This window comes from Pseudomonas sp. FW305-25 (assembly GCF_017351415.1).
GTDB lineage: Bacteria > Pseudomonadota > Gammaproteobacteria > Pseudomonadales > Pseudomonadaceae > Aquipseudomonas > Aquipseudomonas chlororaphis.
The window spans coordinates 199,492-209,875 of sequence record NZ_JACNDE010000009.1; the positions used below are offsets into that span (position 1 = coordinate 199,492).

A 10,384-nucleotide genomic window follows, 5' to 3' on the forward strand; every position below is an offset into this window, starting at 1 on the left:
CCGCTTTCAGAAACAAACTATGTCCAAGCATCGCATTTTTTGTAACGAGTGCGGCAACTAAGCTTCATCTCCATCGCCACTTACCTATCGCCACCTACCCCTGGCCACTTACGGCCGACAGACCATCGGAGCTGCACATGATCGGATTCACCTCACTCAAGCGCCTGCTGCTGGCCACCGCCACCCTGGGTTTTGCCGCCCATGCCGCCGCCGTCGAGCCGGCCCTGAGCCTGGATGTGTACAACCCGGGCGCCGCGGCGATCTTCCCGGTGACCTCGGTGCTGGTCAGCGGCAAGAAGGAAGCGATCCTGGTGGATGCGCAGTTCGGCAAATCCCAGGCCGAGCAACTGGTGGAAAAGATCCGCGCCAGCGGCAAGCAATTGACCACCATCTACATCAGCCACGGTGACCCGGACTACTACTTCGGCCTGGACACCATTACCCGGGCCTTCCCCAAGGCCAAGGTCGTGGCTTCGCAGCCGACCGTCGAGCACATCAAGGCCACGGTCGACGGCAAGCTCGCATTCTGGGGCCCGAAAATGGGCGACGACGTGCCGGCCAAGACCATCGTGCCGGGCGTGCTCAAGGGCCACAGCCTGAGCCTGGAAGGGCAGAAGCTGGACATCATCGGCCTGGACGGCAAGCAACCTGACCGCACCTTCGTCTGGATCCCGTCGATCAAGGCGGTCGTCGGTGGCGTGGTGGTCGCGGAAAACATCCATGTGTGGATGGCCGATACCCAGACCGCGCAATCCCACAAGGATTGGCTGACCACCCTGGACACCATCGCCGCGCTGAAACCCCAGACCGTGGTGCCCGGCCATTACCTGGGCGAAAGCGCCCGCTCCCTGGCTCCCGTGCATTTCACCGCCGACTACATCAAGGCCTTCGATGAAGAAACCGCCAAGGCCAAGGATTCCGCCGAACTGATCGCGGCGATGAAAAAGCGTTACCCGGACCTGGGCGAAGACAGCTCCCTGGAGCTGAGCGCCAAGGTCGCCAAGGGCGAAATGAAGTGGTGATTCGACCGTCCCCGCGCCTGGCGCGGGGGCACTCCCTGTAAGGCTTTGCGTCACTTATCGGAACTGGAGAACTGTCATGAGCAAGATCGCAATCATTGGGGCCACCGGCCGTGCCGGTAGCCAACTGCTGGAAGAAGCCCTGCGTCGTGGTCACAGCGTTACCGCGATCGCCCGTAACCCGGCGAAAATCGGCAATCGCGCCGGTGTGGTGAGCAAGGCGGTCGACGTGCTGGACGGCGCGGCGTTGCAAGCGGCGATCGCCGGTCACGATGCGGTGATCAGCGCGGCGCACTTTTCCACCATCGCGCCCAAGGCCGTGATCGAGCCGGTGAAAAAGGCCGGAGTCAAACGCCTGCTGGTGGTGGGCGGTGCCGGTTCGTTGCTGTTGCCCGACGGCAGCCGGGTGATCGATGCCGCCGGTTTTCCGGACGAATACAAGGCCGAAGCCAGTGCCGGCAGTGTGTTCCTCGATACCCTGCGCCAGGAAAAAGAGCTGGACTGGACCTTCCTGTCGCCATCGGCGGAGTTCGTCGAAGGCGAGCGCCGCGGGCAGTTCCGCCTGGGCCAGGACCACCTGCTGGTGAGCGCCGAAGGCAAGAGCTGGATCACCTTCGCCGACTTCGCCATCGCCATGATCGATGAGCTGGAAACACCGAAGCACTCCCGCCAGCGTTTCACGGTCGGTTACTGAGACATCCTGTAGCCGCTGCCGGAGGCTGCGATCGGCTGCGCAGCAGTCGTAAAACCAGACACCGCGTTTTTGCAGGTACAACGTGTTGACTGGATTACGACCGCTACGCGCTCGATCGCAGGCTGCGCCAGCGGCTACAGGGCTACAGGGCTACAGGGCTACAGGGCTACAGGGTTACAGCGGCTATCGTGCCCGGGCCTGTTTCACCAGCCAGTCCAGCAACGCCCGTAACTGCGGCGACGGTGCCGAGCGATCGGGGTGCACCAGGTAATAGCCCAGCCCCGTACGGACCTTCAATTCAAATGGCATGACCAGCCGCCCGGCGCTCAGGTCTTCGCCGATCAATGCCCAATCGCCAATAGCTACCCCCGTCCCCTGGGAAGCAACCGACATCGCCAGGTCCAGGGTTTCGAAATGCTGGCCCTTGCCGATGTTGTTCAGCACCGTCCCCGAGGCTTTCAGCCAGGTACTCCAGTCATGGGTATCCAGGGTCGGGTGCAGCAGCATGTGTTGCTGCAGGTCGGCCGGGGTGTTGAGTGGTATCGCCCCTTCGAGCAGTGCAGGTGAACACACCGGCGTCAGCTGTTCGTCGAACAGGTGATAGGCACCGAGGGTGGAAGGTGGCGGGGCACCGTAAATCACCGCGGCGTCGAATTGTTCGCGACTGAAGTCCACCCCGTGCTGCACGGTGGTGGTCAGCCGCACAGGCACGTCCGGCCGCTCTTTCTGCCACTGCATCAGGCGCGGCAACAACCAGCGCATCACACAGGTGGACGCCTTGAGTTGCAGGGTGTCGCGGTTCACCCCGACCTGTTCCACCCCCTCGCTGATCAGGCCGAACACCTGTTCCACCCGTGGCAGCCATTCCCGTCCTTCGGCCGTCAGGCTCAGGCCGCGGGCCTGGCGCTGGAACAAGGCATAACCCAGGTGACTCTCCAGGCCGGCGATCTGCCGGCTCACCGCACCCTGGGTGATATGCAGCTGCTCGGCCGCGTGGGTGAAGTTGCAGCAGCGCGCGGTGATCAGAAAGGTGTGCAGCGCGGGCAAGGGCGGGAGGCGTTTCATAAAGGGCCAAGGCATGACGTGAGGACATGGCGAGTATGACTTTTTATCCATTGTTCCCGCTACACGCAGCCCGTTCCAATGACGCCTTCCCCGTGCCTGGCCATGCAGCGGCCAGCCAGGCACACCGTCTCAAGCGAACAAGAAGGGCAAGACATGGCGACGTGCGGCGAAGTGTTGGTCAAGTTACTCGAAGGTTATGGCGTCGAGCAGGTCTTCGGCATTCCCGGGGTGCACACCGTCGAGCTGTATCGCGGCCTGGCCTGTTCGAGCATCCGGCATGTCACGCCGCGCCACGAGCAGGGCGCCGGTTTCATGGCCGACGGCTATGCCCGCACCAGCGGCAAGCCGGGGGTGTGCTTCATCATCACCGGCCCGGGCATGACCAACATCACCACCGCCATGGGCCAGGCCTATGCCGACTCGATTCCGATGCTGGTGATCTCCAGCGTGCAATCGCGCAGCCAGCTCGGCGGCGGCCGCGGCAAGCTACACGAGCTGCCGAACCAGGGGGCCCTGGTGGGCGGCGTGGCGGCGTTCTCCCATACCCTGATGTCGGCGGCGGAACTGCCGGGTGTCCTGGCCCGCGCCTTCGCGTTGTTCCAGGCCGGCCGCCCGCGCCCGGTGCACATCGAAATCCCCCTCGACGTGCTGGTGGAGGAGGCCGACGACCTGCTCGACAGCGAGCCGGTGAGCATCGCCCGGGCCGGCGCTGCGCCCGCCGCCATCGCGCGGATGAGCCAGTTGCTGGCCGGCGCCAGGCGTCCGCTGATCCTCGCCGGCGGTGGCGCGATCGATGCCGCCGCGTCCCTGACCCGCCTCGCCGAATGGCTCCAGGCACCCGTGGCCCTGACCATCAACGCCAAGGGCATGCTGCCGTCGCGGCACCCGCTGCTGATCGGTTCGACCCAGTCGCTGGTGGCGACCCGCGCCCTGGTGGCCGATGCCGACGTGGTCCTGGCCATCGGCACCGAGCTGGCCGAAACCGATTACGACGTGACTTTCGCCGGCGGTTTCGAGATTCCTGGCACCCTGCTGCGCATCGACATCGACCCTGACCAGACCGTGCGCAACTATCCGCCGAAAGTGGCGCTGGTGGCCGACGCGCACAGCGCAACCGAGGCCTTGCTGGCCGAGCTGGGCAAACAACCGCTGAGCGAGCGCGACAGCGCCTGGGGCGCGGCCCGTGCCGCTGCCCTGCGTAGCGCACTGGAGCAGCAGTGGGACGCCCCGACCCGGGCGCAGACTCTGTTCCTCGAAACCGTCCTGCAGGAGCTGCCGCAGATCGTCATCGTCGGCGACTCCACGCAGCCGGTGTACAGCGGTAACCTGACCTTCAACCCCGAGCGTCCTCGCCGCTGGTTCAACTCCTCGACCGGCTACGGCACCTTGGGTTATGCCTTGCCGGCGGCGATCGGCGCCTGGCTCGGTGGCGCTTCCGAACGCAACGCCCGGGGCCCGGTGGCGTGCCTGATCGGCGACGGCGGCCTGCAGTTCACCCTGTCGGAACTGGCCTGCGCGGTGGAAGCACGCACGCCAATCATCGTGCTGCTGTGGAATAACCAGGGCTATGAAGAGATCAAGAAGTACATGGTCAACCGCGACATCGAGCCGGTGGGCGTGGACATCTACACGCCAGACTTCATCGGCGTGGCCAAGGCCCTGGGCTGCGCCGCCGAGGCCATCGACAGCATCGACGGATTGCGCGATGCGTTGCGCGCGGCCAGCGATCGCCAGGGCCCGACCCTGATCGAAATCGACCAGGCCGGCTGGATGCGGGCGGTGCAGGCATGAACCCGACAAACCTGTTGAACGGCCTGTACATCGATGGCCAGTGGCATGCCGGCAGCGAGCGGTTGCCGGTGATCAATCCGTCTACCGAAGAGCCACTGGCCGTGGTCGGTGGCGGCGATCAACACAGCGTCGAGCAGGCGGTGAGTGCCGCCCAGGCCGGGCTCGCCGAGTGGGCCGCCACCTGCGGCGCCGAGCGTGGCGCGGTGTTGCGGCGGATCGCCGCCGGTGTCGCCGAGCGTCGTGAACGCCTGATGCACCTGCAGTCGAGCAACAATGGCAAGCCGCAATTCGAAGCGGCCATCGACGTCGACGACGTAATTGCCACCTTCGAATACTACGCGGAGCTGGCCGAAGGCCTGGACGCCGCCCAGGACCGCGATGTGCCGCTGCCCAGCGATGATTTCAGCGCCCGTGTGCGGCGTGAGCCCTGTGGTGTGGTCGGCCTGATCGTGCCGTGGAATTTCCCGATGGTCACCACCGCCTGGAAACTCGCGCCGGCCCTGGCCGCCGGTTGCAGCGTGGTGCTCAAGCCCTCGGAAGTCACGCCGCTGCCGGAACTGGAGCTGGCGGCGATCATCGCCCGGAGCGGCTTGCCCAAGGGCGTGTTCAACCTGGTCTGCGGCACCGGCCTGGCGGTAGGCGCGCCGCTGGCGGCCGATCCGCGGGTGGCGAAGATTTCCTTTACCGGCAGCAATGCGGTCGGGGTCCAGGTCATGCAACGCGCGGCGGAGACGGTCAAGGGCGTGAGCCTGGAACTGGGTGGCAAATCTTCGCTGCTGGTGCTGGCCGATTCCGATCTCGAACTGGCGGTGGAGCTGGCCTGCGGCGGCGGTTTTTTCAACGCCGGGCAGATGTGCTCCGCCACCAGCCGGGTGCTGGTGGCCGACGAGCTGGCGGACGAATTCCTCCTGCGCCTCAAGGCACGGGCCGAGGCGATTCGGGTGGCGGACCCTTTCGATCCGGACGTGGAGATGGGCGCGCTGGTCAACCAGGCGCAATACCAGCGCGTGCTGGGCCATATCGATCGCGGGCTGAGTGTCGGGGCCAAGTTGGTATGCGGTGGCGAGCGCCCGGCGGACCGCGCGCGCGGCTTTTTTGTGCAGCCGACGATCTTCACCGAAGTGCCCCTCGACAGTGCGCTGTGGCGTGAGGAGATCTTTGGCCCGGTGCTCTGCGTGCGCAGTTTCGCCAGCGAGGCCGAGGCCATCGCGTTGGCCAACGACAGCGAATTCGGCCTGGTGGCCAGTGTGGTCGGTGCCGATGTGCCGAACGCCGAACGAGTCGCCAATGCCTTGCAGGCCGGGCTGGTGTGGATCAACGCACCGCAAGTGATCTTCCCGCAGACCGCCTGGGGCGGCTACAAGCAGAGCAGCATCGGCCGCGAGCTGGGGCCTTGGGGTTTGCAGGCGTTCCAGGAGATCAAGCACGTGGTTCGCGCGCGGTAACAGTCTTTTGGAGCGAGATGGTTCTCTGTAGGAGCGAGCTTGCTCGCGATGCGGGTCAAGGATGACGCCGTGCGACAGATAGAGCGCCGCCTTGCGGCTATCGCGAGCAAGCTCGCTCCTACAAGGGGGAGTCAGACGCTGCTGCGCAGGCGCGCCATGTCGCGCAGCGGCGGGGCGCCGAACTGGCGGCTGTATTCGCGGCTGAACTGCGAAGGGCTTTCGTAGCCGACCCGGTATCCGGCGGCGGACGCCTCCAGCCCTTCAGTCAGCATCAGGCGCCGGGCTTCCTGCAGGCGCAGTTGCTTCTGATACTGCAAGGGGCTCATGGCGGTCATGGCCTTGAAACGGTGGTGCAGGGTGGACACGCTGAGGTTCACCCCTCGCGCCAGATCGTCGATGCGCAGCGGTTGCTCGTAGTTGCCGTTCAGCCACTTTATGGCCTGGCTGACCCGGTGGCTCTGGCTGTTGGCGATGGCGATCTCATACAACCGATGGCCCTGCGGACTGCGCAACAGCCGGTAGAGAATTTCCCGACGAATCAGCGGCGCGAGCATGGCGATGTCTTTGGGCGTGTCCAGCAGGCGGGTCAGGCGCAGCACGGCGTCGAGCATCGGCGTGTCCAGGCGTTCCACATACAGGCCGCGGCCGACAGGACGGTTCGGTACACCCAGCGGCCCGGCATCGGCGATCAGCGTGCTGATCTCGGCCGGGTCGATGTCCAGGCGCAGGGCCAGGACCGGTTCCAGCGGCGAGACATCGGCCAGGCGCCCGCTCAAGGGCATGGAAACCGAGACCACCAGGTAGTTGAGCGGGTCGTAGTTGAACTCCTCGTCGGCCAGCCGCACTTCCTTGCGCCCCTGGGCCATGATGCACAGGGCCGGCTGGGCCAGCACCGAGGCGAAATCGTGGGAGTGGCTGTAACGCGAGACGAACAGCGACTGGATCGCCGTGGCATAGCTGCCGTCTTCGCCGGTATTGCGAGCAATGATCCCGGCCAGCTCCGCCCGCTGTTTTTCCATTTCCGCATCCAGTGGCGGCTGCTGGGTTTCGAGCGATGACATGAAGGCCCCTCCGAGAAGATTGCGAATGGCCACAGCTTAAATTTGTGCAAGCGCCAGGGGTAGGCGATTCCTGCGTAAATCTTGCCTGATCCTGCCACGCGTGCGCGCGTGAGTAGAGTCGAGTCCTGTGCGCGGGCTGTCACTTGCTTGAAACAACGTTGTGGGTTTTTTCCTCTTGCCGGGCAGGATTCGGCGTTCCCGGGCAAGACTCGCAGGATTGTGCAATAGGCCGGCAGGAATCGACTAACGAGCATTACGCCGGGCGCTTAATCTTGGATCCTGTCGCAGCCCGTCCCATGGCTGCCTCGACACCACCCTGGGAGGGTCGCACATGTCCACGCATATTCCCGTCAGCCACATGGCATTCGTTCGCGCCCGTGCCGGCCGCTCAACGGAGTTGGGGGCTCGCTTGAGCAGTCTGATCGAACCATCCCGCCAGGCCACAGGTTGCCTGCAGTTCGCCTTGCAGCATTCGCAGTGCGACGCTGACCTGTGGCTGATATCCGGATTCTGGAGCAGCCAGCAGGCGATGACCGATTACTTCTGTTCGCCGGCCATGGCGATCTTCGCCGAGCTGGTCCAGGACCTGGTGGTCAACAGCCTGGATTTCCATACTTTCAGAGACGTCTCGGCGGCCCAGGCCGAAGGCGAATACGCGCAACTGAACGGGGCACCGGTACACCAGCTGGCCAGCTGAGGGTTTAGAATGGCCGACTTTCCATTGGCCAGGACCAGCAACATGGCACGTAAAGAGTTTGCAGCATACGAAGCGGTTTCCGCCGTGGTTCCAGGTGAAGGGGGCTACAGCGCCGCCATCGCGGTCAAGGCCCTGGGTGGTTCAGGGGCACCGCGCTTTCACAAGGTCCTCGACGACCAGAAATTCAAGACCGCCCATGACGCCGACCAGGCTGCCGCGCAGAAGCTTGAGCAGTTGATCGACGTGATCGAAGACGGCGAACTGGCCTGGGCAACGGCCTGATCCGGGTCGCTACCTGATCTGGGCAGCTAGTTGGTTTGAGCAGCTACCTGACCGCCCCCGGGCGGAACATCTTGAACAAGGCCTCTGGCCCCAGCTGGAAATAATCCGCCGGCCCGCCGCCGCGCAGAATCGGCTCTGCCGCGGCGGTGTCGTATATCCCGTCCTTGAGCAGCCACTTGGCGATATGCACGGCGACCACTTCGCCGAGGATCAGCCAGCTGGGCACCAACTCCTGATCCGCGCGCTGCAGTTGAATGATCTGCGTGACCTTGCACTCGAAGGACACCGGGCTTTCGGCTACCCGCGGCACCGCAATCACTTTCGAGGCCACGGGCGTCAGCCCCGCCAGTTCGAACTCATTGACCTCGGCCGGCACGGCCGCGCAGCTCTGGTTCATCCGCTCGGCGAGCGGGCGGGTGGCGAGGTTCCAGGCGAACTCGCCGGTCTGCTCGATGTTGTTCAGGCTGTCTTTGCGACCGACGCTGGAGAAACCGATGATCGGTGGAATGTAATTGAAAGCGTTGAAAAAACTGTAGGGCGCCAGGTTCAGCCGGCCTTGCTGGTCCTGGGAGGAGATCCAGCCGATCGGGCGCGGGCCGACGATGGCGTTGAACGGATCGTGGGGCAGGCCGTGGCCCTGGGTGGGTTCGTAGTAATGGATGTCTTCGGACATGACGGGCTCTTGCGCGGACAAAGAGGGAAGGCCGCCATAGTGCAAGCCATTGAAAGTTAATGCCAGCCTTGCGGCGTGCGGTTTTCCCCGGGCCAAAAACAACTAAGCCCGGCCGAAGCCGGGCTGCGGGGCATCCCTGAGGGTTAGCCGATGGCGGCGGCAGTCCCGGTGCGATCGAAGCCGTCGGCAGCGATTGCGCCTGCGGTACCAGTGTGGTCGAAGCCATCGGAGGCGACTGCGCCTGCGGTGCCGGTGTGGTCGAAGCCATCGGAGGCGATGGCGGCGGCAGTCCCGGTGCGATCGAAGCCGTCGGCAGCGACTGCGCCTGCGGTGCCGGTGTGATCGAAGCCATCGGAGGCGATAGCGGCGGCGGTGCCGGTGCGATCGAAACCGTCGGAAGCCAGGCTGGCGCTGGCCGAGCTGCCCGAGGTGAAAGTAGCGGAGCCGGTGCGGTCGTAACCATCGGCGGCAAAGGTATTGGCAGCCAGTACGGAAAGGGTCAGGGCGAGGATCAGTTTGCTTTTCATGAGGGTCACTCCAGGTTCGGTGAGTTTTGTGCAGTGGGTGTGAAATGAATACTACGCCAGTTAATTTGATTAAAAAGCGCAAATAAATGCTGAAAAATATCGAATTAATAGATGTTTTTGGCGTCAAGAATCACTGCATAAGGCCTCTTGCCTGCTTCTGCCGCGTTTGACGCGCCGACACCGATTTCGATGGAGGCAGAGTGAGGGCTGGGCATTAACCGGTCATTAACCTGCCTGCACCACTGAAAAAACCTGCTCAACGGTTTTTTCATACACCCCTTACCTATTTTTCACCGCTCGCCCCGCAGCCTTCGCTCCCACATAGAAGTCCAAGACGGACCGTCTTCACTCGAGCCCTGGAGCACTGCAACGAATGAATAAACTCCCTCAGATCACCCTGGCGTTCTGGGTCATGAAAATCTGCGCGACGACCCTCGGGGAAACTGCCGGCGACCTGCTGTCGATGACCCTGAATGTCGGCTACGCCATCAGCTCGATGATCCTGATCAGCGTGTTCCTGCTGACCCTGGTCACCCAGCTGTTTTCGAAAACCTACAACCCGGTGCTGTACTGGATCGTGATCCTCTCCACCAGCACCGCCGGCACCACCATGTCGGACTTCATGGACCGCACCCTGGGCCTGGGTTACGCCACCGGCTCGGCGATCCTGATCGCGATCCTGCTGGCGATCTTCGCGGTCTGGCGCCTGAGCGGAGATTCGCTCAACGTCAACAAGATCCAGACCCTGCGCGGCGAGCTGTTCTACTGGCTGGCGATCCTGTTTTCCAACACCCTGGGCACGGCGCTGGGGGACTACCTGGCGGACGACTCGGGGTTGGGTTTTGCCGGCGGCGCACTGCTGATCGGCTCGACCATCGCCCTGGTGGTCGTGCTCAAGTACTGCACCCGGATCTCGTCGGTACTGTTGTTCTGGGTGGCGTTCGTGCTGACCCGGCCGTTCGGCGCGACCCTGGGCGACTTCCTGACCAAGCCCCTGGAGAAGGGCGGCCTGGACTTCGGCACTATCGGCTCGTCGGCGGTATTGGCGGGGATTCTGCTGGTGATGATTGCCGGGGCTTCGTACTACAAGAACCGTAGCGAGCGGCAGGTGGCAGCTGAATTGGGGTGAT

Annotated in this window: 11 protein-coding genes; 7 read left to right on the top strand and 4 right to left on the bottom strand. The window is 64.1% G+C overall.

Features of this window, described 5'->3' with window-relative positions:
- Positions 1 to 137: 137 nt before the first annotated feature.
- Positions 138 to 1,022 carry an MBL fold metallo-hydrolase gene (locus tag J4E58_RS11820; RefSeq protein ID WP_087090190.1) on the top strand — a complete coding sequence of 295 codons (885 nt, stop codon included), beginning with the start codon at positions 138 to 140 and terminating at the stop codon, positions 1,020 to 1,022.
- A gap of 76 nt (positions 1,023 to 1,098) precedes the next feature.
- On the top strand, positions 1,099 to 1,713 hold the full coding sequence (locus tag J4E58_RS11825; protein ID WP_007929793.1) for an NAD(P)-dependent oxidoreductase: 615 nt from the start codon (positions 1,099 to 1,101) through the stop codon (positions 1,711 to 1,713).
- 183 nt (positions 1,714 to 1,896) lie between these two features.
- On the opposite strand, the gene J4E58_RS11830 is transcribed toward J4E58_RS11825, so the two are convergent.
- The gene (locus J4E58_RS11830) at positions 1,897 to 2,778 is read right to left on the bottom strand and encodes a LysR substrate-binding domain-containing protein (RefSeq protein ID WP_087090457.1); all 882 of its coding nucleotides are present in this window, start codon (positions 2,776 to 2,778) and stop codon (positions 1,897 to 1,899) included.
- 153 nt (positions 2,779 to 2,931) lie between these two features.
- Between J4E58_RS11830 and J4E58_RS11835 the strand changes: the two genes are divergently transcribed.
- Both J4E58_RS11835 and J4E58_RS11840 read left to right on the top strand, forming a co-directional pair.
- The gene (locus tag J4E58_RS11835; protein WP_087090192.1) at positions 2,932 to 4,569 is read left to right on the top strand and encodes a 5-guanidino-2-oxopentanoate decarboxylase; all 1,638 of its coding nucleotides are present in this window, start codon (positions 2,932 to 2,934) and stop codon (positions 4,567 to 4,569) included.
- Entirely contained in the window at positions 4,566 to 6,014 is a 1,449-nt protein-coding gene (locus tag J4E58_RS11840; protein WP_087090194.1) for an aldehyde dehydrogenase family protein, read from the top strand. The genes J4E58_RS11835 and J4E58_RS11840 overlap by 4 nt, the downstream gene beginning before the upstream one ends.
- A 131-nt stretch (positions 6,015 to 6,145) precedes the next feature.
- Here the strand turns inward: J4E58_RS11840 and J4E58_RS11845 are convergent, their stop codons facing one another.
- Positions 6,146 to 7,075: an AraC family transcriptional regulator gene (locus J4E58_RS11845; protein WP_007931230.1), complete on the bottom strand. Its 930-nt coding sequence runs from the start codon at positions 7,073 to 7,075 to the stop codon at positions 6,146 to 6,148.
- 331 nt (positions 7,076 to 7,406) lie between these two features.
- On the opposite strand from J4E58_RS11845, the gene J4E58_RS11850 reads away from it, so the two are divergent.
- Both J4E58_RS11850 and J4E58_RS11855 read left to right on the top strand, forming a co-directional pair.
- Complete coding sequence (locus tag J4E58_RS11850; RefSeq protein ID WP_007931229.1) at positions 7,407 to 7,772, top strand: antibiotic biosynthesis monooxygenase family protein; 366 nt, start codon at positions 7,407 to 7,409, stop codon at positions 7,770 to 7,772.
- A gap of 9 nt (positions 7,773 to 7,781) precedes the next feature.
- Positions 7,782 to 8,054: a hypothetical protein gene (locus J4E58_RS11855; protein ID WP_087090196.1), complete on the top strand. Its 273-nt coding sequence runs from the start codon at positions 7,782 to 7,784 to the stop codon at positions 8,052 to 8,054.
- 43 nt (positions 8,055 to 8,097) lie between these two features.
- Here the strand turns inward: J4E58_RS11855 and J4E58_RS11860 are convergent, their stop codons facing one another.
- Together J4E58_RS11860 and J4E58_RS11865 are read right to left on the bottom strand one after the other, a co-directional pair.
- Positions 8,098 to 8,727: a flavin reductase family protein gene (locus J4E58_RS11860; RefSeq protein WP_087090198.1), complete on the bottom strand. Its 630-nt coding sequence runs from the start codon at positions 8,725 to 8,727 to the stop codon at positions 8,098 to 8,100.
- 143 nt (positions 8,728 to 8,870) lie between these two features.
- Positions 8,871 to 9,254 (bottom strand): hypothetical protein, encoded by a 384-nt coding sequence (locus J4E58_RS11865; protein ID WP_087090200.1) that lies wholly within the window; start codon positions 9,252 to 9,254, stop codon positions 8,871 to 8,873.
- Positions 9,255 to 9,627: 373 nt separating this feature from the next.
- Between J4E58_RS11865 and J4E58_RS11870 the strand changes: the two genes are divergently transcribed.
- Positions 9,628 to 10,383 (top strand): membrane protein, encoded by a 756-nt coding sequence (locus J4E58_RS11870; RefSeq protein ID WP_007931223.1) that lies wholly within the window; start codon positions 9,628 to 9,630, stop codon positions 10,381 to 10,383.
- The last annotated feature ends 1 nt before the right edge of the window (position 10,384 follow it).

Coding starts and splice junctions, on each gene's coding strand:
- J4E58_RS11820 (WP_087090190.1), top strand. CDS start 138: ATGATCGGATTCACCTCACTCAAGCGCCTGCTGCTGGCCACCGCCACC.
- J4E58_RS11840 (WP_087090194.1), top strand. CDS start 4,566: ATGAACCCGACAAACCTGTTGAACGGCCTGTACATCGATGGCCAGTGG.
- J4E58_RS11865 (WP_087090200.1), bottom strand. CDS start 9,254: ATGAAAAGCAAACTGATCCTCGCCCTGACCCTTTCCGTACTGGCTGCC.
- J4E58_RS11870 (WP_007931223.1), top strand. CDS start 9,628: ATGAATAAACTCCCTCAGATCACCCTGGCGTTCTGGGTCATGAAAATC.
- J4E58_RS11855 (WP_087090196.1), top strand. CDS start 7,782: ATGGCCGACTTTCCATTGGCCAGGACCAGCAACATGGCACGTAAAGAG.
- J4E58_RS11860 (WP_087090198.1), bottom strand. CDS start 8,727: ATGTCCGAAGACATCCATTACTACGAACCCACCCAGGGCCACGGCCTG.
- J4E58_RS11845 (WP_007931230.1), bottom strand. CDS start 7,075: ATGTCATCGCTCGAAACCCAGCAGCCGCCACTGGATGCGGAAATGGAA.
- J4E58_RS11830 (WP_087090457.1), bottom strand. CDS start 2,778: ATGAAACGCCTCCCGCCCTTGCCCGCGCTGCACACCTTTCTGATCACC.
- J4E58_RS11850 (WP_007931229.1), top strand. CDS start 7,407: ATGTCCACGCATATTCCCGTCAGCCACATGGCATTCGTTCGCGCCCGT.
- J4E58_RS11835 (WP_087090192.1), top strand. CDS start 2,932: ATGGCGACGTGCGGCGAAGTGTTGGTCAAGTTACTCGAAGGTTATGGC.
- J4E58_RS11825 (WP_007929793.1), top strand. CDS start 1,099: ATGAGCAAGATCGCAATCATTGGGGCCACCGGCCGTGCCGGTAGCCAA.